General features: G+C 67.1%; 25 protein-coding genes and 1 pseudogene. 14 read left to right on the forward strand and 12 right to left on the reverse strand.

Translation table 11 applies throughout. The features are described 5' to 3' along the window. Window position 1: 1 nt before the first annotated feature. Window positions 2–1,171 carry a serine hydrolase domain-containing protein gene (locus NC4_RS03085; RefSeq protein ID WP_067531957.1) on the reverse strand — a complete coding sequence of 390 codons (1,170 nt, stop codon included), beginning with the start codon at window positions 1,169–1,171 and terminating at the stop codon, window positions 2–4. A gap of 186 nt (window positions 1,172–1,357) precedes the next feature. On the opposite strand from NC4_RS03085, the gene NC4_RS03090 reads away from it, so the two are divergent. Next, complete coding sequence (locus NC4_RS03090; protein WP_067531959.1) at window positions 1,358–2,206, forward strand: SDR family oxidoreductase; 849 nt, start codon at window positions 1,358–1,360, stop codon at window positions 2,204–2,206. A 655-nt stretch (window positions 2,207–2,861) separates the two neighbouring features. Here the strand turns inward: NC4_RS03090 and NC4_RS03095 are convergent. Further along, on the reverse strand, window positions 2,862–3,362 hold the full coding sequence (locus NC4_RS03095) for an SRPBCC family protein (protein ID WP_157554192.1): 501 nt from the start codon (window positions 3,360–3,362) through the stop codon (window positions 2,862–2,864). Beyond that, window positions 3,359–3,739: a hypothetical protein gene (locus NC4_RS03100; RefSeq protein WP_067531961.1), complete on the reverse strand. Its 381-nt coding sequence runs from the start codon at window positions 3,737–3,739 to the stop codon at window positions 3,359–3,361. The genes NC4_RS03095 and NC4_RS03100 overlap by 4 nt, the downstream gene beginning before the upstream one ends. Window positions 3,740–3,760: 21 nt before the next feature. Here NC4_RS03100 and NC4_RS03105 point away from each other — a divergent pair, with 21 nt between their 5' ends. Next, entirely contained in the window at window positions 3,761–4,351 is a 591-nt protein-coding gene (locus tag NC4_RS03105; protein WP_067531963.1) for a TetR/AcrR family transcriptional regulator, read from the forward strand. A gap of 136 nt (window positions 4,352–4,487) precedes the next feature. On the opposite strand, the gene NC4_RS03110 is transcribed toward NC4_RS03105, so the two are convergent. Beyond that, on the reverse strand, window positions 4,488–6,392 hold the full coding sequence (locus tag NC4_RS03110; RefSeq protein WP_067531965.1) for a glycosyltransferase: 1,905 nt from the start codon (window positions 6,390–6,392) through the stop codon (window positions 4,488–4,490). A gap of 124 nt (window positions 6,393–6,516) precedes the next feature. Next, window positions 6,517–7,014 (reverse strand): GtrA family protein, encoded by a 498-nt coding sequence (locus NC4_RS03115; RefSeq protein ID WP_245721460.1) that lies wholly within the window; start codon window positions 7,012–7,014, stop codon window positions 6,517–6,519. Window positions 7,015–7,112: 98 nt separating this feature from the next. On the opposite strand from NC4_RS03115, the gene NC4_RS03120 reads away from it, so the two are divergent. The 3 genes from NC4_RS03120 to NC4_RS03125 are packed head-to-tail and all read left to right on the forward strand — an operon-like array spanning window position 7,113 to window position 9,768. Then, on the forward strand, window positions 7,113–7,871 hold the full coding sequence (locus tag NC4_RS03120) for a glycosyltransferase (protein ID WP_245721461.1): 759 nt from the start codon (window positions 7,113–7,115) through the stop codon (window positions 7,869–7,871). Beyond that, the gene (locus NC4_RS42110; RefSeq protein WP_245721462.1) at window positions 7,850–8,086 is read left to right on the forward strand and encodes a hypothetical protein; all 237 of its coding nucleotides are present in this window, start codon (window positions 7,850–7,852) and stop codon (window positions 8,084–8,086) included. The genes NC4_RS03120 and NC4_RS42110 overlap by 22 nt, the downstream gene beginning before the upstream one ends. Next, a complete protein-coding gene (locus tag NC4_RS03125) occupies window positions 8,083–9,768 on the forward strand; it encodes a DUF2142 domain-containing protein (protein ID WP_067531967.1) in 1,686 nt (561 codons plus the stop codon). The genes NC4_RS42110 and NC4_RS03125 overlap by 4 nt, the downstream gene beginning before the upstream one ends. Here NC4_RS03125 and rfbB read toward each other — a convergent pair whose 3' ends face one another. Beyond that, window positions 9,769–10,773 (reverse strand): dTDP-glucose 4,6-dehydratase, encoded by a 1,005-nt coding sequence (gene rfbB / locus NC4_RS03130; protein WP_067531969.1) that lies wholly within the window; start codon window positions 10,771–10,773, stop codon window positions 9,769–9,771. Window positions 10,774–11,209: 436 nt separating this feature from the next. Between rfbB and NC4_RS03135 the strand changes: the two genes are divergently transcribed. Beyond that, on the forward strand, window positions 11,210–11,905 hold the full coding sequence (locus NC4_RS03135) for a DUF8020 domain-containing protein (RefSeq protein ID WP_067531971.1): 696 nt from the start codon (window positions 11,210–11,212) through the stop codon (window positions 11,903–11,905). A 77-nt stretch (window positions 11,906–11,982) separates the two neighbouring features. On the opposite strand, the pseudogene NC4_RS03140 reads toward NC4_RS03135, so the two are convergent. Then, window positions 11,983–12,969, reverse strand: a pseudogene (locus NC4_RS03140) (alpha/beta hydrolase). Between the two features lie 245 nt (window positions 12,970–13,214). On the opposite strand from NC4_RS03140, the gene rfbA reads away from it, so the two are divergent. Both rfbA and NC4_RS03150 read left to right on the forward strand, forming a co-directional pair. Next, window positions 13,215–14,087, forward strand: coding sequence for a glucose-1-phosphate thymidylyltransferase RfbA (gene rfbA / locus NC4_RS03145; RefSeq protein ID WP_067531973.1), 873 nt, complete (start codon window positions 13,215–13,217; stop codon window positions 14,085–14,087). Then, window positions 14,087–14,641 carry a dTDP-4-dehydrorhamnose 3,5-epimerase family protein gene (locus NC4_RS03150; protein WP_067531975.1) on the forward strand — a complete coding sequence of 185 codons (555 nt, stop codon included), beginning with the start codon at window positions 14,087–14,089 and terminating at the stop codon, window positions 14,639–14,641. The genes rfbA and NC4_RS03150 overlap by 1 nt, the downstream gene beginning before the upstream one ends. Window positions 14,642–14,856: 215 nt before the next feature. Here NC4_RS03150 and NC4_RS03155 read toward each other — a convergent pair whose 3' ends face one another. Next, window positions 14,857–16,350, reverse strand: coding sequence for an MFS transporter (locus NC4_RS03155; RefSeq protein ID WP_439957475.1), 1,494 nt, complete (start codon window positions 16,348–16,350; stop codon window positions 14,857–14,859). Between the two features lie 65 nt (window positions 16,351–16,415). Between NC4_RS03155 and NC4_RS03160 the strand changes: the two genes are divergently transcribed. Further along, on the forward strand, window positions 16,416–16,814 hold the full coding sequence (locus tag NC4_RS03160) for a MarR family transcriptional regulator (protein ID WP_067531977.1): 399 nt from the start codon (window positions 16,416–16,418) through the stop codon (window positions 16,812–16,814). Window positions 16,815–16,866: 52 nt separating this feature from the next. Here the strand turns inward: NC4_RS03160 and NC4_RS03165 are convergent, their stop codons facing one another. Beyond that, a complete protein-coding gene (locus NC4_RS03165) occupies window positions 16,867–17,739 on the reverse strand; it encodes a helix-turn-helix domain-containing protein (RefSeq protein WP_067531979.1) in 873 nt (290 codons plus the stop codon). A 104-nt stretch (window positions 17,740–17,843) separates the two neighbouring features. Beyond that, the gene (locus NC4_RS03170) at window positions 17,844–18,332 is read right to left on the reverse strand and encodes a DUF4282 domain-containing protein (RefSeq protein ID WP_084528430.1); all 489 of its coding nucleotides are present in this window, start codon (window positions 18,330–18,332) and stop codon (window positions 17,844–17,846) included. Between the two features lie 351 nt (window positions 18,333–18,683). On the opposite strand from NC4_RS03170, the gene NC4_RS03175 reads away from it, so the two are divergent. Next, complete coding sequence (locus NC4_RS03175; protein WP_067532369.1) at window positions 18,684–19,166, forward strand: hypothetical protein; 483 nt, start codon at window positions 18,684–18,686, stop codon at window positions 19,164–19,166. Between the two features lie 129 nt (window positions 19,167–19,295). On the opposite strand, the gene NC4_RS03180 is transcribed toward NC4_RS03175, so the two are convergent. Then, a complete protein-coding gene (locus tag NC4_RS03180) occupies window positions 19,296–19,739 on the reverse strand; it encodes a response regulator transcription factor (RefSeq protein WP_067531981.1) in 444 nt (147 codons plus the stop codon). A 173-nt stretch (window positions 19,740–19,912) separates the two neighbouring features. On the opposite strand from NC4_RS03180, the gene NC4_RS03185 reads away from it, so the two are divergent. The 4 genes from NC4_RS03185 to NC4_RS03200 all read left to right on the forward strand — a co-directional run bounded on the left by NC4_RS03185 (window position 19,913) and on the right by NC4_RS03200 (window position 26,069). Further along, complete coding sequence (locus NC4_RS03185) at window positions 19,913–22,096, forward strand: molybdopterin-dependent oxidoreductase (RefSeq protein ID WP_067531983.1); 2,184 nt, start codon at window positions 19,913–19,915, stop codon at window positions 22,094–22,096. 130 nt (window positions 22,097–22,226) lie between these two features. Beyond that, window positions 22,227–24,437, forward strand: coding sequence for an adenylate/guanylate cyclase domain-containing protein (locus tag NC4_RS03190; protein ID WP_169814716.1), 2,211 nt, complete (start codon window positions 22,227–22,229; stop codon window positions 24,435–24,437). Next, window positions 24,437–25,093 (forward strand): Crp/Fnr family transcriptional regulator, encoded by a 657-nt coding sequence (locus tag NC4_RS03195; protein WP_067531987.1) that lies wholly within the window; start codon window positions 24,437–24,439, stop codon window positions 25,091–25,093. The genes NC4_RS03190 and NC4_RS03195 overlap by 1 nt, the downstream gene beginning before the upstream one ends. A gap of 355 nt (window positions 25,094–25,448) precedes the next feature. Further along, the gene (locus NC4_RS03200) at window positions 25,449–26,069 is read left to right on the forward strand and encodes a pyridoxamine 5'-phosphate oxidase family protein (RefSeq protein ID WP_067531989.1); all 621 of its coding nucleotides are present in this window, start codon (window positions 25,449–25,451) and stop codon (window positions 26,067–26,069) included. On the opposite strand, the gene NC4_RS03205 is transcribed toward NC4_RS03200, so the two are convergent. After that, entirely contained in the window at window positions 26,066–26,521 is a 456-nt protein-coding gene (locus NC4_RS03205) for a GtrA family protein (RefSeq protein ID WP_084528397.1), read from the reverse strand. The two genes, NC4_RS03200 and NC4_RS03205, sit on opposite strands and share 4 nt — an antisense overlap. Window positions 26,522–26,566 lie beyond the last annotated feature (45 nt).

Genomic DNA, 26,566 nt, shown 5'->3' on the forward strand with positions numbered 1-26,566 from the left:
CTCATCCGCAGAACGCGGCATCGAATGCCTGGTCCACGGCCGCGTCGGCGGCCTCGCTGGACGGCAACTGGTTCACGGTCAATGCGACGGCGGTGCCGTCGGCGGCCACACCGGTGCTGGTGCCGAAGCCCGGAATGCTGCCGCCGTGGCCCCACACCTCCTTGCCGCACGAGACGTTGTGCCGGACCAGGCCCAATCCGTAAGGGCTGCCGGGCTTTCGGTCGAAAGGCACGGTCTGCTTCATCTGCTCGAGCTGGGCGGCGGGCAGCAGCTTCCCGGCGAGCAGGGCGGCGAAGAAGCGGTTGAGATCCGCTCCGGTGGAAATCATGTCGCCTGCGGTGCCGCCCCAAGAAGGGTCCTGATCGGTGAAATCGACTCGCCGACCGTCGATTTCCTGATATCCGACGGGATGCGGCCCGCGGATGCCGGTTTCGCCGTCGGCCGGAACGTAGGTGTCGCGCAAGCCGAGCGGTTCGATGATGCGCGTGGTGATCGCCGCGGCCGCGGGCTTGCCCGTGACCTTCTCGATCAGTACGCCGAGCAGGATGTAGTTGGTATTGGTGTACACCGATTTCGCGCCCGGCTCGTATTGCGGCGGCATGGACATGGCGATGCGCACCAGTTCCTCCGGCTGGTAGTGGCGCCAGCGCACCGCATCCGTGAGCACTTCCAGCTGCGGGGTATCCGGCGCGGCCTTGATATCGGGGCCGCCACCGCCGAGGTAGTCCGGCAGCCCGCTGGTGTGCTGCAGCAGCTGGCGCACGGTAATGCGGTTGCCGTCATTGCCATTGCCCCGCACCACTCCGGGCAGGTACCGCTCGACCGGCGCGTCCAGCTCGATCCGGCCCTCCGCCGCCAGCTGCAACACCACGGTGGAGACGAAAGTCTTGGTATTGCTGCCGATTCGGACGCGGGCGTCATCGGCGAAGGGTGCGCCGGTGGCCAGATCACCGGCGCCCTTGGTCACGATCCGGTGCCCGCCGGGCCCGTCGATGACCGCCTGCACGCCCGGGAAGCCAGCGCGCACCAAGGACTCCAGGGCCTGGGTGAGCGCGGCGTTCGCACCGTTCGGTTCGGTCTCCGAGCCACCGGTGCCGCAGGCCGAGGCCGCGAGGACGGCCACGACGCCGAGACCGGCCAGCGCACCGCGGGACCGCCGGAATGTGCTCATGGAAAGGCATTCCTACTGTTCAGGCCGGGTCTGCCCGGCTCCTTCGAGCCTAGGAATTCGATCTCGTCCTGCCGATAGCGCGACCACCCGAGTTCCGGTATCGAAAACCGAACCCACGGGGTAGCGCCTGCACTACCGACGCGCGATCATCGAGATCGGAGCGAAAGCAACGAACAGGAGCTGACCATGACGGAAGCATCCAAGCCGCTGGCGGGCCGGACGATGATCATGTCCGGCGGGAGTCGCGGAATCGGGCTGGAGATCGCCAAGCGGGCGGCGGCCGACGGCGCCAACATCACGCTCATCGCCAAGACCGATCAACCGCATCCCAAACTGCCGGGAACCATCCATACCGCGGCGGCGGAACTGGAGGCGGCGGGCGGCACGGTGCTGAAGTACGTCGGCGATGTGCGCGACGACGGGGCGGTGGCCGAGGCGGTGCAGCGGACCATCGCGAACTTCGGCGGTATCGACATGGTGGTGAACAATGCCTCCGCCATCGACATCTCCCCCACCGAGATCCTGTCGATGAAGAAGTACGACCTCATGCAGGACATCAACTGCCGCGGCAGTTTCCTGCTGTCGAAGCTGTGCGTTCCGGCCCTGAAGGACTCCGCGCAGGCGGGGCGGAATCCGCACATTCTCACGCTGTCGCCGCCGCTGAACCTGGATCCGAAATGGGCGGGCATGGCGCTGGGCTACACCATTGCCAAGTACGGAATGTCGCTGACCACACTGGGTTTGGCGGAGGAACTGCGCAAGTACGGTATCGGCGTGAACTCGCTGTGGCTGCGCACCACCATTGCCACGGCCGCGGTCAAGAATCTGCTCGGCGGGGAAGAGATGATCTCCACCTCCCGGACGCCCGACATCTACGCCGATGCCACCTATCTGGTGCTCACCTCACCGGGCAAGGACACGACCGGCAATTTCTTCATCGATGACGAGGTGCTCGCCGCGCACGGGATCACCGATCTGGAGAAGTACCGGGTCACGCCGGGCGACGGACCGCTCACCACCGATCTGTTCCTGTGATACGAAAGACGTTCTGCGAGAACGCAATTCTGTAGCGAATTCGACTCGATCGCCGATATGCCCCCGGGAGACGCGGTCTCCCCGCGCTTGTCGGGGGCGATAACGAATCGAGGAGAGTTCATTGGGACAAAAACGATTTGCCGCCGGATTCGGCATCACCACCGGCCTGTTCGCGGCCGCCGTCGGCCTGGTCGCACCGCAGGCGGCGGCCGAGAAGGTCGAGTTGGCGCCGGGCGTCTCGTGTGATCAGACGGTCTGCTGGAACGATACGGACGATACCTACCGCATCACCCACAGGGTGACCTGCGACGCCATCGGTGTGCCTGCGGTCGTCGTCGAGGAGACGACCTCTGTGCCCACCCGCGACAAGCGGGGCGTCTTCGTGGACTGCCCGGCCTATACAAAGCCGGGGACCATGGAAACCCCGCCGCCGCGCTGGGAGCCGGGCGAGTGGGAGCCGGGCCGCCAGAAGCCGGACGGCACCTGGGAGCCGGGTCGGCACAAGCCGGGCAGTTGGGAGCAGGATCCGCCGGTTCACAAGCCCGGTGAAACCGTATCCCGGCACGTGTCGTCCATCGAGCACGTGCGCAGTGGTGGACAACGATCCGAGGCCGAGTACCGGTTCCGTCGGCTGATCCGGGTGGCGGGCCGCGGTTCAGATCGCGGCCCGCGCCTCGTCTTCGGCCAGCTCTTTCAGGGTGAGCAGCTGTTTGCGCATCATAACGAAGTCGCCGAGGATGACCGGCGGCAGCAGCCATGCCGGACCGCGGAAGCGGACCCGGGCGTGCAGGCGGCTGCCCGATTCGGCCGGGCGCACCGCGTAGGTGACGGCCACTCCCCCGGTGCGCAGCGTGACCTGCACGTCCGGGGTGAAGTTCTCCAGGTCGAAGACGCTCATGAACCGTTGTCCCACAGCCAGTTCCGTCAGCTTCGGATCGCGCTGGCGGGGGCTGCGGCGACCCCAGTTGTCCAGCAGGTCGTAGCTATAGGGCGCGGCACGCAACTGGCAGAGCCAAGCGTAGACGAGCGGCGGCGGCGCGTCGATCGACACGGCGCGATCGCAGATCACGGCCTGCCCGGGAACCTCGTCGTCGCACGGCATGTCCATGCCGAGTTCGGCGGGGGTCACGCCCCACCGCTGGCCGGGAGTGATCATTTTGGTTTCCTCGTCTCATCGGCTATGCGCCGCAGCATGTTCCGGACCACGACGCGATGGCCGCCGCTGCCGATGACCAGGGCTTTGTAGATACTGCCCCCGATTCCGGGGAAGACAGCGTGACTTTCGGCGGTGATGCGCGTTTTGCCCGGTTCTATCTCGTCGAGCAGGAAGGTGAGCCGGTATCGAGAGAACGGATGCTGCCCTTTCGCCGCCAATCGGCGGGGCGGATCGGCCTCGTCCAGGGTGAATCCGCTGAACAGTGTGCTCAAATCATCAGGGTTCTTGCAGGTCGTGCGCAGCAGAGCAGCCCATGTCTGCGCGGGATCGGCGGTGACTACTCTGGAATGCGAATCGATATAGGGCAAATGCTCCATATAGAAGGACTGTACTAGTTCATGGCACCTCCCCGGAAGCACGACACCGACGTGATCCTCGACGCAGTCCGCACCCTGGTGCTGCGCGACGGTCCGCGCGCGGCCAGCGTGGCCGCCATCGCGGACGCCAGCGGCGCCCCGGTCGGCACGCTCTACCACCGCTTCGGCAATCGCAACGGCGTACTCACCGCGGCGTGGATCCGCGCGCTGGAACGCTTCCAAGCCCGGGTGCTCGCCGCCGCCGAACAGGAGGATCCGCTCGAGGCCGGGGTCGCCATGAGCGCCGCCTCCATCACCTTCGGCCGCGAATGTCAGGAGGACGCCAAACTGCTCCTCAACCTGCGCGTCAGCGATCTGCTCGACGGTGCGCCCGATACCGAGTTCCGTGAGCGGCTCGCCACCATGAACGCCCCGCTCATCGAGCAGCTGCACCGGGTGACGCTGGGTGTCTACGGCTCCGCCGGGCCGCGTGAAATCGATGCGGTGGCAAGGGCGATCGTCGATCTCCCCTATGCCACCCTGCGCCGCCACGCCCATGCCGAATCGCTGCCGGACTGGCTGGACGACGATATCGCCACCGCGACCCGCACACTGCTCACGACTCGACCCTGAAAAGGAAAAAGGGGGGTGGGGGCTAAGCCCCCACCCCCCTTAGCCTGCGGCGCCGAACCGCGCCCACACCCACCGGGCGGCGCAGGCCGCGCGACACCCACCGTTCAGCAGTGCGGGGCCGCGCCCGCGCTGCTGCCTACTTCTCCTGGTTGATGCCGTAGAGGCGTTCCCAGTTTTCGCGGCTGGTCAGTTCCGGCATGGCGGCGCGCCAGCGGTTCTGGAGGGTGGGGAGTTCCTTGCGGAGTTGCTTCAGCAGCTTGTAGGCACGCAGCAGGAGGCGGCGGGCGGTTGCCTTGTCGCGCTTGCGGATTCGGACGCCGGATTGGGAGGCGTCGGTGACCACCACGTGGTCGAAGAGGGAGACGTGCCACCAGTGGGCGTCTTCGCGGGTGATGCCCACGAGGCCGTGCTGGGTGCGGCCGGTCCACTGGTTGAGGGCGCGCTTGAAGAGGATGAGGAGGCGGCGGCTGGGTTCGCCTCCGGCGCGGCGCAGGTGGATGTGCGACTGCGGGACCGGCGCGGTGGCGGCCGGGTGTTTGATGGTTTCGGGGTAGTCCGAGCGGGAGCCGCGGGCGGCGGCCAGGGCGGCGATACCGCCGTCGCGCAGGGCTTCCGGGCCCTTCAGGTAGTCCTCGATGCCCTGCAGGGTGGTGTGGGCCAGGCCGTACTGCATGCCGACCAGGTATTCGCCGATCTCCCGGAACAGCTGGCGGGTAATGGCTTTCGGATCCAGATCGGTGTGCAGGGAGGAGACGATGAGCGAGTTGCGCGAGGAGAAGTAGCGCGCCCAGTCGTCGAAATCCTTCCAGTAGAAGTCGGCGTGCCACACCGCGGCATTCGGCAGCGTGACGGTGACGAAACCGTTCTCCCGGGCGCGCAGGCCGTATTCGACATCGTCCCACTGGAAGAAGATCGGCACCGGCAGACCGATGCGGGCCACCACCTCGGCGGGGATGAGGCAGGTCCACCAGGCGTTGTACCCGGCGTCCACGCGGCGTTCCTGGTTCTTCTTGAGCATGCTGGTATTGCGCAGCGCCTTGGACACCTTCTGGCCGTGCCGCAGCTTGCCCAGATTCGTCTCCTCCGCACCGACATTCAGGTAGTCGGGGTTGTAGAGGAACAGCATCTGCGCGCCGACCAGCGTCGGCTCGACGGTCATATTGGCGAAGGCGTTGAGCCGCAGGACCGTTTCCGGCTCGCACAGGATGTCGTCATCCATGAGGATGACGTCGGCGTGCTCATTGGCCGCGGACACCTCGTAGAGCCCGCGCGTGAAACCGCCCGCGCCACCGAGATTCGGCTGCCGGATATAGCGCAGCTTGTCGCCGAACTTGGGTTCGGTCTCAAGGAACAGCGGCTGATCCTGCACCAGATCGGTGCCCTGATCGACGACGTAGACGGCGTCGATGGCCACCAGCACGGTCGGATCGGAGGCCAGCGCGGCCACCGTCTGCGCGCAGTCGGGCGCGCGGTTGAACGTGCAGATGGCAATGGCCACCGGGCGCACATGATCGGGCGCGGCCGCGGTCCATTCCAGATCGGTAATGGTGACCTCGCCGCCGATGGCGTCGATCTCCACCCAGATGGCGCCGCCGTCGATATACATGTCGAGGTTGGCGCCGAGCACGATGCGACCGGTTTCCCGGGTCTCCGCCGTGGCCACGACCCGTCGGTGCCCGGCGATATCGGAGGCCGCCAGCCGCACCTTGGTCTTACCGGTGACCTCGAGGGTCATGCCGACCTCGACGGCGGTGACCGTGGTCCAGCGCTGCCAGTACGCGGCGGCGAAGCGGCCGAAGTAGGTATTGGTGCTGACGGTGGCGCCCTTGTCCATCCGCAGGCTGAACCGTTCCCGGTGCGCCTTGCCGCCCTTCACGAGCGCGTACAGCTCCTCGCTGATCCGCGGGGCCGGACCGTGGAACAGGCCGCGCTGTAGCACCAGCCGCTCGGGCGCCGCATGGTCCGCGCGTAGCGTCGCGGGGGCCCCGGCGGTCGGCCGGTCATTGATTTCGGTCACGGCTTGTCCAGCCGACGCATCCATGAATCCCTCGACATCCCTCGATCACAACAGACACCGGCACACCCGACGTGGAACGCACCTCCACTGTCACGCACGGCGGGGCGAGAATACCAACCGACTCGCCAGACAGCAGTGTGAACCCGCGCTAACGATCGGTATCCCGCGCGGGCGTGAACACGAATTTCCCGTATGCCCAGTAGCGGAACCCCATCGCCACCGCCTGACCGACGATGGTGCCGGAGATGTTGTCCGCCAAGGGACTGTCCAGTCCGAGGACATAGCGCGAGAATCCGAGACAGCCCGACTGGAGGCCGATGGCCATCACGTTGAGCAGTGCGTAAACCAGAATATGGCGGCCATTATTGCCGCTCTCGTGATCGGAATAGGTCCACCCTTTGTTGCCGAAATAGGTGACCACGGTGGCGGTGAGAATGGCGATGATCTTGGCCGGTACCGGCGAGTGGAACAGCGGCCCTTCCCCGCCCCAGAACACCAGCCCGTTGTAGACGCCCGCGTCGACCAGGAAGCCGATCGTGCCGACCACGACGAATGCGCCGATGCCCTGGCGTAGCGCGGCCTTCACCTTGCCGACCAGGGATTGCGGAACGGGTTCGGTCACGGTCGCCGACTCACTGCTGGACACCCGGCCGACGGTACCGCAGGCCCGCCCCACCCATATATCCCAACGGGTCGGGTACCCTCCCCGTGTTCGTATTCGCCTCCGATCAGAGGATTGACCGGGTGGACTCCACCGAGCTTCGCATTGCCGCCATAGTGCCGTGCCACAACGAAGAGGCAGCGGTGGCGAAGGTTGTCACCGACCTCAAGGCCGCCGTTCCCGGAATCGTCGTCTATGTCTACGACAACCGCAGTACCGACGCCACCGCGGCGCGTGCGGCGGAGGCGGGCGCGATCGTGCGCAGCGAATACCGCAAGGGCAAGGGCAATGTGGTGCGGCGCGCGTTCGCCGATATCGAGGCCGATATCTATTTGATGATCGACGGCGACGACACCTACGACGCCTTCGCCGCCCCGAAGATGATCGAGGCGCTGCTGACCGGCCCGTACGACCATGTGCTCGGCGTGCGCCGCGAGCTGGCGGGCGAGGCCGCCTACCGCCCGGGTCACGCCACCGGCAACAAGGTGCTCAACGGCGTGGTCGCGCAGGTGTTCGGCGAGAATGTCGAAGACATGCTGAGCGGCTACCGGGTGTTCTCCCGGCGCTTCGTGAAGAGCTTCCCCGCGGTGTCGAAGGAATTCGAGATCGAGACCGAGCTGACCGTGCATTCGCTACATCTGCGGGTCCCGCAGACCTCGGTGCCGGTCGGTTTCAAGGATCGCCCCGCGGGCAGCGAATCCAAGCTGCGCACCTATCACGACGGCTTCAAGATCCTGAACCTCATCGTCGGCCTGGCCCGGCACGAACGGCCGGTTGCCTTCTACGGCGTGTTCGGACCCTGGCCTGGATTCTGTCGGTCGTGCTCATCACCCCGATCGTGATCGAGTTCTACCGGATTCACGAGGTGCCGCGGTTCCCGACGCTGTTCCTGGGCTTCACCCTGCTGCTGCTCGGCTCGCTGGCCTGGACCGCGGGCCTGGTCCTGGACGGTATCCGCCGGTCCCGGCACGAGGCGGCGCGCCTGGTCTACCTGCGCTATTCCGCGGTCGGAACCGATGAACCCGCGACCGAACGGCCGGGCGGTTCGCGGCGATGACCATCCGGACCGAACCGGATGCCACGAACGATTCGCCCGCCCTTGCCGCGCATTCCGGCAATGGCACAGCAGAATCGGACGTTGTGGTAACAACCGACGAAACCGGCATGACCGCGACGACCGCGCCCGCAGCTGAGCCCACCGAGACCGCAGCCGAGCCGACCGCGACCGCGACCAAGCCCGCGGAGCAGGTCGCGCCCACCGGCCTGCGGCGGACGCTGGCCGGGGTCGAGCGGCGATTCGGCTCGGCGACACTGGTTTTCCTCCTGCTCGCCGGTGTCTTCGGCGCCGTGTTCTCCGTGGTCACGCCGCCGTTCTGGGGTCATGACGAGATCACCCAGTTCGGCCGGGCCTACCAGGTGGCGCACGGCGGGATCACGCCGCAGAAGATTCACGACACGCGCGGACCCGCCTGGGGCGGGCAGGTGCCGGTGAGCATCGACGCGCTCATGAGCTACGCCTTCCACGACTATCAGCAGAATCCGGAAGAACCGGATCCGATGGTGGCCGACGCGGGCGCCTACGACCGGCTCGGCAAGGCGCCGGTGTCGGCCAAGACCTCCGAGGTCTGGTTCACCAATACCGCCGCGTACTCGCCGATTCCGTACCTACCCCCGGCCGCGGGCATCCGCATCGCCGAAGCCCTGGACCTGAGCGTCGGCGGCATGATCATGGCGACCCGCTGGGCGGGCCTGCTCGCCTATCTGGTGATCGTCGGCTTCGCCATCCGGATCCTGCGCGGGCATCGCATCCAGTGGCTGGCCCTGACGGTGGCGGTGCTGCCGATCGCGCTGTTCCAGGCCGGTACGGTCACCGCCGACACGGTGACCAACGCGCTGGCGCTGCTGGTGTCGGCGCTCATTGTGAAGGGCCTGTTCCTGGGCGAGCGGCTGAGCCGCCCGGAGACCGTCGCGGCGTGCGCCGCCACCATCCTGCTGCCGGTGTGCAAGCCGACCTACGTGCTGCTGGCCATGCTGACCGTGTTGATTCCCGCGCGCCGCTTCGGTTTCGGCAATGCCGAGCGCCCGGCCGTGTGGCAGCGCGCGCTGCCGTGGGTGTGCGCGGCCATCGGCGGCGCGGCCTTCGCGGCGTGGATGAGGATCGCCGCCCCGACCGGCGACGGTATGAGCCTCATGCGCCCCGAGCACCAGTGGGGCACGGTGCGCCCGGGCGATCAGCTGAAGGACATCCTCGGCGATCCGCTGCATTTCCTCAGCGTGTTCGGCGACTCCATCGCACTGCGCGATCAGCGCTGGTTCACCCAGTTCTTCGGTGAACTCGGTTTCGCCTATATCGATGTCCCGGCCATCACCATTCTGGCCTGCCTGCTGGCCTTCGCGGTGAGCTTCGGCATCTCCGATCGCATGAGCGCCGAGAGCGCGAATACGGTGCGCACCTGGCTGATCGCGCTGACCATTCTGGCCAGCGTGGCCATGATCTACGTGACGCTCTATATGTCGTTCACGCCGGTCGGCTACTACATCATCGACGGTGTGCAGGGCCGCTATTTCGTGCCGCTCGCGCTGCTCGGTTTCGCGGTGATCCTGCGCTGGATGCCATTGCGGCTCACCGATGCCCGGGGCCGCACGCCCTCGCGCGGTCCGGCCATCGCGGTGAGCGTGGCGACCGCGGTCGCATTGATCGCCGCGATCGCCAAGTACTCCAGCATCGTCTGGGGCTGATTACAGGACTTTCTCGCCCGCCGCGACATACGCGTTCTCGGTGGCGGCTTTCATCGGCCGCCACCAGGATTCGTTGTCGCGATACCAGGCGATGGTCTGTTCGAGGCCCGTGCGGAAGTCGCGATATTCGGGTTCCCAGCCGAGTTCGGTGCGCAGCAGTCCGGCATCGATGGCATAGCGCAGATCGTGCCCGGGCCGATCGGTGACATGGTCGAAGTCGTCGCGGTCGCGGCCGAACGCCTCCAGAATCAACTGCACCACGGATTTGTTGTCGCGTTCACCGTCCGCGCCGATGAGATAGGTCTGCCCGATCCGCCCGCGCTGCAGGATTTCCCAGACCGCATTGTTGTGGTCGTCGACATGGATCCAGTCGCGCACCTGATGTCCGGTGCCGTAGAGCCGCGGCCGCACACCGTCGATGAGATTGGTGATCTGGCGTGGGATGAATTTCTCCACATGCTGATACGGGCCGTAGTTGTTGGAGCAGTTCGACAGGGTCGCCTGCACGCCGAAGGACCGCACCCAGGCCCGGACCAGCATGTCGCTGGAGGCTTTGGCGGCCGAATACGGGCTGGACGGATTGTACGGAGTGTCTTCGGTGAATCGCTTCGGCGCGTCGAGTTCCAGATCGCCGTACACCTCGTCGGTGGAGATGTGGTGGTAGCGCACCCCGTGCTTGCGCACCGCCTGCAGCAGCGAATAGGTGCCGACGATATTGGTCTGCACGAACAGCCACGGATCGGCGAGGGAATTGTCGTTGTGCGTTTCGGCGGCGAAATGCACCACCGCGTCCACACCGCCGACCAGCCGGTCGACCAGCGCGGTATCGGCGATGTCGCCGCGCACGAACTCGATGCGCTCCGCGATCGGGTCGAGCGAGGCCCGATTGCCCGCATAGGTAAGTTTGTCCAGCACGGTGACGTGGACGCCGGGGCGCCGTGTCACGGTCTGGTGGACGAAGTTCGCGCCGATGCAGCCGGCGCCGCCGGTTACGAGCAGTCGCACACCGGAAACACTACGTCGGCGGCGGCGGGTGGTAGCGCACCGGCCCGTCCACGTTGCCTTCTTTACACCACCGCCGGATCCGGGTTGCGCGGATTCGGACATGACGAAGAAGTATAATTACGCGACGAATACATGCCTCGGATCCCAAATGTCGCAATTTCTCGGCGGCTCCGCGACTTTCACTTTGAAATCCATTGCAATTCGCCAACTATCGCTGTGACCTTCGCCACAAAGAGACCGCTAGTTCACCTTCCATAGGGCACAACTGATCCGGCAAAACCCAACGCACGCTGCATATTTCCGAAAACCCACCAAACGGAAAGTCCGCTCGGTGAACGGATTTTGAACGAACGGTCACAGTCGGTTCACCGCGTGTTAGCTGCTCTGGATTTCGATTCCACTGTCCCCCCGAGCTCTTCGATGAGGTTTTCACCAGATGCTGATGAGGAAATTCGCCGCCACGTCGGCGCTGCTGATCGCTGCCATGGGCATCACCGCCGGTACCGTCAATGCCGCGCCCGCCGCCGAGGCCGACGCGATCAACTACGCGGCCACCACGACCGAGACCTCCACGATCATCCGGACCGATGCCGGTTCCATGGTCGTCGAGGATGGTGTCTTCAAGATCAAGGCCGCCAACGGCACCGTCGTCGCGGGCACCGAACTCAAGTTCCGTGTCGACGATTTCGAGTTCCCGATCGCCGCGGAGATCACCGATCGGACCGCCACCCTGACCCCGGAGTTCACCGAGGAGAAGGCCGTCTACAAGCCGGTCGCCCTGCCGTACGAGAACCAGGCCCCCTGGAAGTCCGAGTACGACCGTGAGGTCGCGGCCTTCAACCGCCTGAAGGACACCATCGCCATGGGCGCCACCATCGGCACCCTGGCCGGTGGCATCGGCGGCGCGGCCCTGGGCTGCGTCATCGGCGCCGGTGTCGGCTTCGCCGCCACCACCCCGCTGCTGCTCATGTTCGGCGCGGGCCCGCTCGGCGGCTGCCTCGTCGGCGCCAGCCTGGTCGGCTTCCTGGGCACCCTCGCCGGTCAGATCTTCGTGACCGCCCCGGTCGCCATCCTGGCCGCGGTGCAGTACTTCACCACCGTCAACCAGCCTTTCACCCCACCGGCCAAGTAATTCCGGCAGGTATTGCGCCGCGAAGCCCCGCCCGGACCACCCGGGCGGGGCTTCGCTCTTTCCCGGCTTCGCGTGGATCAGGCGGTGCGCGCGACGCTTTCGGCGGCAATGCGGGCGCGCACGAATTGTGCGACATGGGCCAGGGCGGCCCGGATCTCCGGCATAGTCGGGAAGATGGCCATGAAGGCGTGCACCTGTCCGCGCCAGATCTCCAGCGTGGCAGGCACACCCGCCTGTGCCAGCCGCTGCGCCATGATCTCGCTGTCGCGCCGCAGCACCTCGTCCTCGGCGACAATGAGCAGGGCGGGCGGCAATCCGGCGAGGCTGGCATTGACCGGTGACAGTTCCGGATCGAGGCGGCCGTTCACCTCGGCGCCCATCTTGACCACCGACTCCAGCGCGGAGAGCGGAATCAGCGGATCCCGGCGCAGATTCGGATGCGCGCGCTTCTCGGTGCAGTCCAGATCCAGTGCGGGACACATCCCCACCAGGCCCGCGGGCACCGGCAGTCAGGCATCGCGGGCCCGCAGCGCGGTCGCGAAACTCAGGTAGCCGCCCGCGGAATCGCCCGCGAAGACAATGCGGGAGGGGTCCGCGCCGTGGCCGAGCAGCCAGCGATAGGCGGTCAGGCAGTCGTCGATCGCCCCGGCGAAATCTGTTTCGGGCAGCTGCCGGTACTCCACGCTCACCACCGGCAGTCCGGTGCGGCGGGCCAGCGCGGCCACCACGGGCCGGTGGGTGTCCAGGCCGCACAGGAAGAAGCCGCCGCCGTGCATGTACATGACGGCGCCGTCGCGCAGCGAGCGCCGCGCGCCCGCGGGCCGGATGATCTCCATGCGGAAACCGTTGAGCCGCACCTGCTCCCGTTCCACGCCGCGCGGGGACGGCCGAAGTTTGGCCAGCCCGTTGATGACTCCCGCGACCAGGGGCATGGTAGCGGCGGTGACGGGCACGCTCTCGCCGAGCGTTTTGATCAGCAATGCTCGGCAGCCCAGTGCCAGGGCTTGTGAATAGCGGCTGCCCCCACTGGGATTGACGACGTCGTTGTTGCCGGTGGCTGCCATGGCGCACCTACCCTCCGCTGACGCGCCGGGCCATCGACGAGGGGAACCGGCAACAGCCCGGCGCCCGGCGGCGAGACTCTCGGCGCTGAGATCTCACATAGTGCCGTTTCAGAACACCATGGGGAACGTGACCTACGCAACATTTATGGCACCATCGGCGCGGCGGTAAACGGCCGTGATCGATTCGAGGTCCACTCGGAACCTCCCCGCGCCGACTCTCGACCGAACTGGCAGACTGCTGTGACATGCGCGGAATCATCCTGGCCGGTGGCACCGGGTCGCGTTTGCACCCGATCACGCGCGGGGTGAGCAAACAGCTGGTGCCGGTCTACGACAAACCGATGGTGTACTACCCCCTGTCCACCCTCATGCTGGCCGGAATCCGGGACATCCTGGTGATCACCACCCCCGAGGACGCCCCGGCCTTCGCACGCCTGCTCGGCGACGGCAGCCAGTTCGGGCTCTCCCTCAGCTATATCGTCCAGCCCGAACCCGACGGGCTGGCCCGCGCGTTCGTCCTGGGCGCGGACCATATCGGCACGGATACGGCCGCACTCGTACTGGGCGACAACATCTTCCACGGACCGGGCCTGGGCACCGGCCTGGCACGCTTCGAAAAGCTGGACGGCGGCGCGGTGTTCGCCTACCGGGTATCGGATCCGACCGCCTACGGCGTGGTCGAATTCGCCGACGGCAAAGCCATTTCCATCGAGGAGAAGCCGAAGGCGCCGCGGTCGAACTACGCCATCCCGGGGCTGTACTTCTACGACAACGATGTCATCGAGATCGCGCGGGGGCTGCAGCCGTCCGCGCGCGGCGAATACGAGATCACCGATATCAACCGGGCGTATCTCGAGCAGGGCCGCCTCCAGGTGGACGTGCTGCAACTGGGCACCGCCTGGCTGGACACCGGCACCTTCGATTCGCTGCTCGATGCCGCCAACTATGTCCGCACCATCGAGGAACGGCAGGGCCTCAAGATCGGCGTGCCGGAGGAGGTGGCCTGGCGCATGGGCTTCATCACCGACGACGAATTGCGGGCGCTGGCCGAACCGCTGGTGCGCTCCGGATACGGCGCCTACCTGCTGGGCCTGCTGGAACTGGGACGGGACCACTGATGCGGATTCGCGAACTGGCGGTGCCGGGGGCCTGGGAGTTCACGCCGGTGCTACGCGGTGACGACCGCGGCATCTTCGTCGAGACGTTCAAGGCCTCGACCTTCGAGAAAACGGTGGGGCGGCCGTTCGATCTGCTCCAGGTCAACACCTCCACCTCGGCGGCCGGGGTGCTGCGCGGCATCCACTACACCGAGAACCCGCCCGGGCAGGCCAAATACGTGAGCTGCCTGCGCGGCGCCTTCCTCGACGTCGTCGTGGATCTGCGCCCGGGCTCCCCCACCTACGGCCGCTGGGACAGCGTGATCATCGACGATGTCGACCGGCGCTCGGTCTTCCTGTCCGAGGGCCTCGGCCACGCCCTGCTCTCCCTCGAGGACGAATCCACGGTCAACTACCTCTGCTCCCTCGAATACACCCCCGAATTCGACCGAGACCTGGACGCTTTCGACCCGGACCTGGGAATCGAGTGGCCCACCACGGGCCGAGGCGGCACACCGCTCACCTTCATCCGCTCGGCCAAAGACGCCGCCGCGCCCCGCCTGGCGGACCTGTAAGCCTTCTCGGGAGAAGCACGAGAGAGTTCGAGGCGCGACCCAGGGCCCCGCGGGCGAAGCCCAGGAATCGGCGGCGCAGCCTAAGGGGGTCCGGGGGGCTAGCCCCCGCCCCTCCCCAACAGCACTGGGGCGCATCGCGTGTAGCGATGCGCCCCAGTTCTTTCGGTGGGCCGGTCGGTCCGTGTGAGCTGCGGCTCGACCGGCCGGTGGATTCGTCAGCCGACCAGTTCGACCTCCAGCTCACGCTGCTGGGCTTCCTGGCGGGCCCGCCGCTTGGGCAGGTAGACCGACAGGGCGATCAGCGCGCCGACGATCGAGACCCCGGCGGCGAATTCCAGGCCCGGGCGGTAGACATCGAGCACCTCGGCGGGGGTGGCGTCGACGATCGATCCGGAGGTGATGATGGCGGTGGTCACCGCGAGCACGATGGCTGCGCCGACCTGCATGGCGGTCTGCAGCACACCGGCCGCCAGACCCTGCTCGTCATCGTCGATACCGCTGGTGGCCTGAATATTGATGGCCGGGAAGCCGACCCAGCCGATACCGATCAGCAGTACGGCGGGCAGCATCATGGTCAGGTAGTTGGGATCGGTGTCCAGCCGCAGGTACAGCAGGTAACCGACGGCCATGATCGCCATGGTGACCCCGATGATGGGGCCGGTGCCGAAGCGATCGACCAGCTTGTCGGAGACGAAGGCCGAGGCCACCACCAGCAGACCGACCGGCAGCAGGGCGAGAGCCAGCTTCAGCGGCGACCAGCCCAGGGTCTCCTGCAGGTACAGCGTGGTGATGAACTGCCAGCTGAAGTAGGAGCAGCCCACCGCGATAATGGCCAGGCTGGCCCGCACCAGGGTGCTCTTCTTCAGGATGCCGAGGCGGATGAGCGGGTAGCGCACCCGCTTCTCGACCGCGACGAAACCGGCGAACAGGGCGACCGCCACCACGAAGGAGACGATGGTGCGCGCCGACGCCCAGCCCACCTCGGGCGCGGTGACGACGGTGTAGACCAGCAGCAGCATGGCGGCGGTGGACAGCAGCGCACCGAAGAGATCGTGTCCGCCTTCCTCGGCGGGCTTGTCCTTGGGCACCAGGTAGATGGCGGCGACCAGCGCGGCCAGGGCGACGGGCACCGGCAGCAGGAAGGTCCAGCGCCAGCCGAGGCCGGTCATGAGGCCACCGAAGAGCAAGCCCATGGAGTAGCCGCCCACACCGAACACGGTGTAGATGGACAGCGCCTTGTTGCGCGCCGGTCCCTCGGCGAAGTTGGTGGTGATGATGGACAGACCGGTCGGCGCGGTGAACGCGGCGGCCAGGCCCTTGATGAATCGGGTCAGGATCAGCAGCGGGCCGGAGCTGACCAGAGCGCCTGCGAGCGACGCCAAGGCGAAGACGGCCAGCGCGATCAGGAACACCTTGCGGCGGCCCAGCAGGTCGGCGGTGCGGCCGCCCAGCAGCAGCAGGCCGCCGTAGCCGAGCACATAGCCGCTCACCAGCCACTGCAGGGTGGAGTGGGAAAGGTCGAGTTCGGCGCCGATGGACGGCAGGGCCACGCCGATCATCGACACATCCAGGCCGTCCAGGAACAGCACGATGCACAGGGTGATGAGCATGCCCCACAGGCGAATCGGCCACTGTGTGGAATCTGCTGCCGCGGTGCTCACTGCGGCGCGGGTCTCGGTCAAAGTCACGAGATGGGACAGTACATGCATGCGCATCAAATGCACAAGCATTTAATGCGTTTGCATAATATGACCCGAACCACTAAGATCTGGGCATGCCGAAGTCGACAGCGCCTGTCGATCGGCCCGCCACCAGCGGGTTGGTCGCCGAATGGCGCGATCTGCTGGCCCGGCACGCGACGACCTCGTGCGCGCTCGAGAAAGAGCTGCAAGGCCGCCACCACATCGGGCTCAGCGAATTCGAAACCCTCGACCGACTCGTGGACGCGGGGGCGGAGAGCTACAAGATGAGCGATCTCGCCAGCGATATCCACCTGAGTCAGAGCGCATTGTCACGCGCCGTGGCGCGGCTGGAACGCGAAGGGCTGGTCGCGCGCAATATGTGCGAGTTCGACCGCCGGGCGCTGTTCGTCTGCCTCACCGACAAGGGCCGGGAACTGCACAGCCAGGCACTGCCCACGCATCGGGCGGTCCTGGAACAAGAACTGGGCTGACATGGTGGGACGCTGAAATGGTGGGATGCTGAGCGTCCCACCATTTTTCGCATCAGGCCGACGCGCGGATCGTCTCGATCATGGGGAGCGCGTCCACCGCGAGTGCGGTGGCGGCCGCGAAGGCTTCGCGGTAGCGCTCGACATCGTGGTCTTTGTCCAGATAGGACGCGCCCGTCAGCGATTCGACGTAGACCACCGGCGGTTCGGCGGTCCGATCGGGAGCTGCGGGGAATTCCAGCAGTACGAAGCGTCCCGCGTCCATGCCGTGGTGGTAGCCGCAGTCGGCGGGCACCAGGCGTAGTCGGACATTCGGGAGCTCGCCCAGTTTGCGCAGCCGGTCGAGCTGACCGCGCGTCACCTCCGCGCCGCCGATGCGGTGCCAGAGCACGGCCTCGGAGATCACCACATCCAGCTGGAGCGGGGATTCCTCACGGGTGAGCAGGGCTTGACGGGCCAGCCGGACCCGCACCCGCCGGTCCACCTGATCGGCCGAGATGCCCGGATACGCGCCCGCGAGCACCGCGCGGTAGTACGCCTCGGTCTGCAAAAGCCCCGGCACCAGCTCGTTCTCATAGGTGGTGAGCCGGGCCGCGGCCTCCTCGAGGCCGATATAGACCTCGTACCCCTCGTCGATGACATCGCTGTACTCGGTCCACCAGCCGCGCGCCTTGGTTTCCCGGGCCAGGGCCGTCAGTGGTTCGATGGCGTCCTCGGGCGCACCGTAGATGCGGCACATGGCCTCGACATCCAGGCTGCGCAGCGAGGTCTGACCGGTTTCTATGCGCCAGATCTTGGCTTCCGACCATTCCAGCCGCTGAGCCGCCACCCTGGTTGTCATGCGCGCGCGATTCCGCAGATCGCGCAGGTGACGGCCGAGTTGCCGCCGCGGCATGGTGGATCCGGTGATCCCCTGAGGTAATGCCATCCCTCCCCCTTACAAGTTATGCGATCGCATTGTTGCACAGGAAAACTCGCCGATCCACGAACGAGCCGCCCACAGAGATCCGCGCGATCTCGGTTTCCGGCCTGCTATTTCCGGGACGCGCGGCCGCGGAAGCGCCAGAACTGCACCGCACGAACATCTTCCGAGAGCTGATTGACCGGTTCGGCCACATCCGACAGCGCCTGGAACAGATCGTCGGCGAGTTCGGAGATGTGCTCCACCCGCGCCGCCAGCCGGGCCGCATTGAGCACGAACTCCAGCAGCAGGCGCACCACGGCGGCGATGACCAGACCCAGCGGCACCGCGACCACCACGCCGAAGGCCAGGCCGAGCAGCATGGACACCCGCCACAGCAGCACCGTGCAGGTGGCCGGGATGGCGAACGCGCCGAGCAGGCCCAGCATGTAGGCCAGCGGCAGCAGGGTCCGGGTGGCCGCGCGGTGGAACTGCAGGTCCAGCAGGGCGCGCACGGCGTCCACGCTCCAGGACTTGAAAGCACCGGGGCTGGCGAAGGGTTCGACGGGTTCCTCGAAATGCTCGAGCTCCGCCGGGCCCCCGCCCGTTTGGTCGGTCATGCCGACGATCTCCTCTCGCACAGGCCGATTCAGCCATGCGAAGTGTCACCGGTATCGCATGCGCGGCGCATCGGGTGCGAGATGTGTTCTACAACACTGTCCCGGACAGGTGGTGCATAGCCGCGCACGGCCGCGAAAGCACCCTTGACGGCGTTATCGCAGGCAGTGGACGTGAATCCGGGTTGTGTCATCGAAGTGACAGAGTCACTTTCAAGTCACGACAGCTATGGATGGTCTCGATAAGGGCCACAAGCGAACCCGGAGAAAAAAGAACGTGTAACGCCGCGAACACCCCGTGCCGATAGGCCGCACAGAGCATCACAGAAGTTCTACCGGGGAATGGAGAAACCAGTGCGTACGACGATTTCGTCTTCCGTCTCGGCGGCCGCGGTGGCCGCATCTGCGCAGGACTGCATCCAGCGCGGCTGGACGGTCGCCGAAACCGCCAACGGCATCTGCCTGATCACCGACGACACGGTGGCGGGCATCGAGGTCACCGGCGAGACGGCCGCATTCGTCCGCCGCTTTCTGCGGGCCAATGACATGACGGGCCCGATCATCGAGATCCCGGGCGCCGAGCGCCGCGAGATCCACCTGGTCACGGGGATCGGCAAGGCCGGTATGGCCATCGAGGCGCTGCGCGCGTCCGGCGCGGTCGTCTACACCGACGGCGACGGCATCCCGCTGCCGCCGACCCAGCTGTCGGCCGGCTCCGCGAGCTGGGAAGTGGCTCCGCACGAGGCGCGCTGGGTGCCGCCGGTGGTGGCCATTGCCGCCGCGGTGCGCGCCGCCGCGAAGGGCGTCATGCCGCAGGTGTCGCGTATCGCTTCCTGAGTAAGCGCTAGGACCGCGAAAACCGCGGGTGCTCCCCGGCACCCGCGGTTTTCGCGTACTTGCATTGAAACGTTGCTTTGTGATTGCTGTTCGATATGCAACGAGGTGAGAGCGTCGGCCGGACGCGAATCAGGCGCTGCGGGGGCCGATTCGCGACTGGTGTGAATTCTGATGCAGGAGTGCTGTTCTGGGGCGCACCGGATGGCCCAGTTGACGCGGTAGCGCCTGGTTCAGCACGAGGGCGCGGGCATCGCAGCGGGTGCGGACGTTCAGCTTGCGCAGGATCGCCGAGACGTGGTGGTCGACGGTGCGGATGGAGAGCACCAGATAGTCGGCGATCTCGGCATTGGTCAGGCCCGCGCACACCAGATCCAGCACATCGCGCTGCCGGGCGGTGAGCCGCGGCAGGCGCGCGGCGGCGGCCGCATCGGGCGGGGTGGGCTCCGGAGTCCGGACGAAGAGGCCGGGCGCACCGCCGATGGTCACCGCGACCACCGTGGCGGCGCCCGCCGCCACATCCTCCCGGGCGCTGAGCAGGGCGTCGAGGGCTTGTGTCCGATCGAGGAAGCGCATGGGCCCAGCCTGGTCGCGGGGCCGCATCGGGTCTGTACGCGCGCACACGCGCCCTGTGTCAACACGCTGACACAAGTGCGCTATCGGCACGGCGACGTGGCTGGATCAGGTCAACCGCGGCGTGGTTGATGCGGAAGTGATACGTCTTGCCCGGTAACGCGCGATCATTGATTATGACCGCCGTCACGGACAGCACCCGGAAACTGCTGCGCACCTGCCCGCTCTGCGAAGCGGTGTGCGGGCTCGAGCTCACCCTGGACAACGACAATCACATCACGTCCATACGGGGCGACCAGGCCGATCCGTTCAGCCGCGGTTTCATCTGCCCCAAGGGCGCCACGCTCGGGCACCTCGACGAGGATCCGGATCGCCTGACCGAACCCATGATTCGCGATCGCGCCACCGGGCGGTGGCGGGCGGCGAGCTGGGAGGAAGCGTTCGGGGCCATCCGGGAGCGGCTGCCGCAGATCACCGCCGCGCACGGAAATCAGTCCGTGGGCCTGTATTTGGGTAATCCCAATGCCCACACCGTGGCCGGGGCGCTGTACGTGCCGGTACTCATCCGGGCGCTGGCGACGCGAAACATGTTCTCCGCCAGCACCGCCGACCAGATGCCCAAACAGGTGTCGAGCGGGCTGCTGTTCGGGGATCCGCTCACCGTGGCGGTGCCGGACCTGGATCGGACCGACTATCTGCTCATGCTGGGGGCGAATCCGCTCGAGTCCAATGGATCGTTGTGCACCGCACCGGATTTCCCCGGGCGGCTGAAGGCCCTGCGGCAGCGGGGCGGGAAATTCGTGGTGGTGAATCCGCGGCGCACCCGCACCGCGAAGCTGGCCGACGAGCATCTGTTCGTCCGGCCGGGCAGCGATGCGTACCTGTTGTTCGGGATCGTGCACACGCTGTTCGCGGAGGGGCTCACCGATATTCTGGTGCCGGTGCGGGGGGTCGAGGAGGTCCGCGCCGCCGCGGCGGCCTTCCCGCCCGGCGTGGTCGCGGCCCGCACCGGGGTGGACGAAGCCACCATCGTGCGCCTGGCGCGGGAGCTGGCGGCCGCGCCGACCGCCGCCGTCTACGCGCGAATCGGCACCTGTACAGCGGAATTCGGCACCCTCACGCAGTGGCTGGTGGATGTCGTCAATGTGCTGACCGGCAATCTGGACGCGCCGGGCGGGGCCATGTTCCCCCACGGCGCGGCGCTGGGCATCGTGCGCAGCAGGCCGTTCCGGCCCGGACGGTGGACCAGCCGGGTGCGCGGACTGCCCGAGGCCCTGGGCGAACTGCCCGTCGCCACCCTCGCGGACGAGATTCTCACCCCGGGCGAGGGGCAGATCCGGGCCATGGTGACGGTGACGGGCAATCCGGTGCTGTCCGCGCCCAGCGGTACGCGGCTGGACGCCGCCTTCGCCGGGCTGGAGTTCATGGTGAGCGTGGACCGGTATCTCAACGAGACCACCCGGCATGCCGATGTCATCCTGCCGCCGCCGCGCATCGTGCAGTCGCCGCACTACGACTTCGCGCTGTTGCAGTTCGCGGTGCGCAATTACGCGCGGTACTCGCGGCCGCTGGTACCGCTCGGCGACCGGCCGTCCGAGGCGGCGGTGCTGGCGCGACTGGCGCTGGCGGTGAGCGGGCAGGAGCCGCAGCCCGGTCTGGATCCGCTGACCGTGGTCGACGAGATCGTCATCGCCGGAACGCTGCACAAGGCGGGCATGGCGGATCAGCGCAATGAACTGCTGGGCGCGAACACCACTGAACAGCGCATCGACCTGATGCTGCGGCTGGGCCCCTACGGCGCGTGGAACGGCGGTGAGCTGACTCTGCAAGTGCTGCTGGACAATCCACACGGCCTCGATCTGGGACCGCTGCGGCCGCGGCTGCCGGAGGCGCTGCGCACGGCATCGCGGCAGGTGGAACTCGCGCCGCCGCAGCTGATCGCCGATGTGGCGCGACTGCGGGAGCGCCTACCGGCCGAACAGCCGGAGATGGTGCTGGTCGGGCGGCGGCAACTGCGCTCCAACAACAGCTGGTCGCACAATGTGGCGCCGCTGGTGGGCGGGTCGAATCGGTGCACGCTGCAGATTCACCCCGACGATGTGCTCCGGCTCGGGCTGAACGGGCAGGCCGTGGTGAAGTCGGCGGCGGGCAGCCTCACGGTGGATATCGAGCCCACCGAGGATGTCATGCCCGGAGTGGTGAGCCTGCCGCACGGCTGGGGGCACGGTGCGAGCGACCAGCAGGTGGCGCGCGCCCACGCCGGGGTGAACGCCAATGCGCTGACCGATGATTCGCTGGTTGACGTGCCCTCCGGCAATGCCGTGTTCAACGGCGTGCCGGTGACGCTCAGCCCGGCCTGACCGGGGGCGATGTGGTGACCGCTTCCCGAGCGCCGCGGCGGGACGCACCGCTGGGCCGCGCGCAGGACCGTCGTGCGCGCGGCCGGGCACCGCTCACTGCTGTTCACGAGGGGGGAACGGAATGTCCTTCATGCGAATAGGTTTGTGGGCCGTGCATGTCGCGCTGCCCGCCGCGGGTTTGGCGCTGCTGGTGGCGCGGCCGCATCTGGATCACGAATTCCAGCATCACGGCGTGCATTTCTGGTTGATCCTCGGCGCGGCGCTGCTGTCGCTGGGGCTGGGCGTGCTCATGCTGCGCGCGGCGCGAGCGCGCCGGGATATGCGGCTGATCCTGGTTTCGCTGGTGTTCCAGCTGAATTCGGGCTTCCTGGCCCTGCACGCGCTGGCCACGCCCGGCATCATCGTGGCGGAGCCGAATGTCGGCTTCACCGTCGCGGTGCCGGTCGGCATGATTCTCGGCGGTGCGGCGGCGCTGGCCTCGGTGGTGGACTACGGGCCCACCGGGCCGCTGCACCGCTATACCGAAGTGCTCGCGGTACTGCCGATCACGGTCATGTCGGTGTGGGCGCTGCTGTCGCTGACCCGGGTGCCGCCGTTCGACGCCGCGCCCGATGCGTCCGAGGCGCAGGGGCCCCTGGTGGCCATGGCCTTCGTGGGCGGCGCGTGCTATCTCATCGCGGCCGTGGCCTATGCCGTGCGGTATCTGCGCGATCGCAGCACGGTGCTGCTCAGCGTGCTGACCGCGTTCGTTCTGCTGGCCGAGGCCATGTTCGCGGTCGGGTTCGGGCGCAGCTGGCGGATGTCGTGGTGGGAGTGGCATGTGCTGCTGGGGGTGGCGTTCGCGCTCATTGCCGTCAGCGCGCATCGCAGCTTCGTGCGGGAAGGGTCGGCGCGCGGGCTGTTCGACAGCGTCACCCAGCGCAGTACCGTCGCCGCCATCCAGCGCGATTACGACCGGGCGCTGGAGGAGATGGTGGCCGCGCTCGATCAGCGAGCCAGTGGCGGCGTGTCCGCGACCGAACCGCTCGGCGCGGTCGGGCAGCAGCTGGCCCGGCGCTTCGGGCTCACCGAGCGACAGGTGGCGGTGCTGCAGCAGAGCGCCCGCGCGCTCGGCGACGAACGCGAGCAAGTGCGACGGCTGGGCGCATTGGTCGCGGTCGGCGAGCGCGCCAATGTCATTCGCGGAGAGAACCATTTGCTCACCGAGATTCAGCAGCTGGCCGCGCATGCCTTCGAACGGGACGTGGTCCGCCTCGGGGTCGTCCAGCGCGGGCGACTGGTATTCGGCGACGGCGGGCCGCCCAATCCCGGCGCGTACGCATTCCCCTTGACCGTCAAGGGGATCCAGGCCGGAGTCCTGGAACTCACGCGAATGGGCGGTCCGGAACAGCCAACCGCCGCCGCGGTCGCGGCGGTCGGCTCTGTCCCCGGCCCGGGTGGCTCCGTCCTCGGCGCGAGTGGAGCTGCCCCCGGCACGGTCGGGCCTGCCCCCGGCGCGAGTGACGCGGTGGCTCGGCGCGGTTTCGGCTGGAGGCCGGTTGCCGTACGGCCCGATCCGGTGGATGCGATCTATGGGCCGCGCACCAGTTACGGGGAGCCGAATCCCGGGCTGGGACCGGCAGAGCACGCGGTGGCGCGCTCGTTCGCGGCGCAGGCCTCGGTGGTGCTGGAGAACGCGCGGCTCTATCAGCAATTGGACGGGCTGTTCCGGTCGTATATGTCGCCGCAGGTGGCGACCACGCTGCTGGCCGATCCGTCACAGGCCGGGCTGGGCGGTGAGGTGCACGAAGTCAGCGTGCTCATGGCGGATCTGCGCGGGTACACGCCGTTCGCCGAGAAGGCCGGGCCCGCGGCGGTCATGCGCATGTTGAACACCTACTACGGGGCCATCGTGCCGGAGATCCTGGCCGAGGGCGGGACGGTGGTGCAGTTCGTGGGCGATGCGGTGATGGCCATCTTCAATGCGCCGGTGCGGCAGCGGGATCACGCGCTGCGGGCGGCGCGGGCCGGGCTGGCTTTGCAGCGGGCGACGGCGGCGGTTGGGGAGGGGATGGATGGTGCGGCGGAAATGTCCTGGCCGATGTTCCGGGTCGGGGTGAATACCGGGCCCGCCATTGTCGGGAATGTGGGTGCCCGGGAAATGCGGAATTTCACCGCCATCGGCGATACCACCAATCTGGCGGCGCGCCTGGAGGCGCTGGCGGATCCGGGATCGGTGGTGGTCGGACCGCTCACCCGGGAGCGGCTCGGGGCGCGGGCCGAGGTGAAGGATTTGGGCGACTTCGATATCAAGGGCAAGAGCCAGCCGGTCGCCGTCTACGAATTGGTGGCCTTGCGATAATGAGATTCGAACTGCTGGACGGACTTTCACCGGAGGAGCGGCGGGAGTTCATTGCCGCGTGCACGCCGCGCAAGTTCCGGCGCCGCGATATCGTCTGCCACGAGGGCGATCCCGGCGACAGCCTGCATCTGATTCTGGCGGGGCGGTTGATCGTGCGGGTCACCACGCCGCTCGGACATACCGCGACGCTCACCATTCTGGGGCCCGGCGACATGTTCGGGGAGCAGGCGCTGCTCAGCCCGGACGCGCGGCGCACCGCGACCATCGTGGCGGTGACCGATGCCCAGACGCTGACCTTGAACCGGGCGCAGCTGGAACGGTTGCGCTCGAATTACCCGCAGGTGGAGCGGTTCCTGACGACATCGCTCGCGGCGCAGGTGCGGCGGTTGTCGGCGGCGGTGCTGGAGGCGCTGTATCTGCCGGTGGAGACGCGGGTGCTGCGGCGGCTGGCGCATCTGGCGAATGTGTACGGGGACGAGCGCGGCAAACCCTCGCTCATCCGGTTGACGCAAGAAGATCTCGCGTCCATGGCGGGCACCACGCGGGCCACAGCAAACAAAGTGCTGCGCGAGCTGGAGGATCAAGGTGTGGTGCGGCTCGGGCGGGGTGCGGTGACGGTGGTCGATCGCGCCCGGCTGGAGAAGAAGGCGCGCTAGATTCGGCGCGGCAAGGGGGATGTCGCCGTGCGAAATCCGGACAAAACTATGCAAAAAGGATAATTCAGGATTGCGAAACAGGCGCGCCCCCTGGGGATCTCGCCGACTCGCGCCCCGAATTCAAGATCAGCGCACCTACAGCTAAGAGACTTTGGTCCCTTGCGGACGTTTTCATCCGGGAGGATCCTCCGTCGGGAAGGTTTGTCCGGCGCCAGTCGACCATGCCCTATCAGGGCAGATGGCCGGTTCACTCATTCGCCACATGAAAATAGTTAAACCGTATAGGATTTCGGATGGCCGATGTTCGTGGCCGAGCCTCTTCCATCCGGTATTCAGCTACCAAAGGGGGCGCACGATGCCCGGTATCAGAAACGGCAGCGACGGCGAACGGGAACTCCAGGAGCGCTACGGCACACAAGACCGCGCGGAACGCTTCTACTCCGATCAAGTCCGGAATCGATTGAACACCCATATGATCGATTTCATTCGCCGGATGGACATGGCCTTCATCGCGACCTCGGATAAGCACGGCGAATGCGATTGCAGTTTCCGCGCCGGACAGCCCGGCTTCCTGCACGTCATCGACGAAGCCACCGTCGCCTATCCCGAATACCGCGGTAACGGCGTCATGGCCAGCCTGGGCAATGTCCTGGAAAACCCGCACGTGGGCATCCTCATGATCGACTTCGTGCAGGATCTCATCGGCCTGCACATCAATGGCACCGCCCGCATAGTCGACGACCGGCTCATGCGCCGCTGCGTTCCCGGCCTCCCGCCGAACGAACGCGGCCGCGTCCCCGAACGCTGGGTGGTGGTCGATATCGAAGAGGCCTACATCCACTGCCGCAAACACATCCCCCACCTCGTCCCCGCCCGCCGCGAGGCCCGTCAGTGGGGCACCGACAATATCCGCGCCAAGGGCGGCGACTTCTTCCATGCCAAGGAAGAGGCCCACGCCGCCCTGGCCGAGTACTAGTGGATCTTGAAGATGACCGCGCGCTGCACGATGAAGTTGATCACGGTGGCGGTGCCCTGGGCGATGCCGAAGGCCAGCCAGATCCGCCACCACGCATCGGGCAGCGCGTAGTAACAGACCTGATTGATACCCACTTGAAGGGCGAAGGTCAGGCCGTAGAGGATCACCACCGCCACGAAACGCTTCCGGCTGGGCTCGGCCTTGAACGTCCAGCGGCGGTTGATGAGGTAGGCGGTGGTGGTTCCCGCGATGAAGCTGATGGACTTCGCTATGGCCAAGGGCACACCGACCAGCTGGAACAGCAGGGTGTAGAGGCCGAAGTCGACAATGGCGGAGAACCCGCCGGTGAGGCCGAACCGGATGATCTGCGTTTTGAGATCAACGTCCGTACCGCCCGGTTCGTCGACCAGGGGCAGCTCGGGCGGGAGGGGCAGATGGGGTTCCGCGGTCACAAGGCGAAAGAGTAGCCCCCGCGATGAGCGACACAAGCCCGCTGT

This window comes from Nocardia crassostreae, from assembly GCF_001613405.1.
Classification (GTDB): domain Bacteria; phylum Actinomycetota; class Actinomycetes; order Mycobacteriales; family Mycobacteriaceae; genus Nocardia; species Nocardia crassostreae.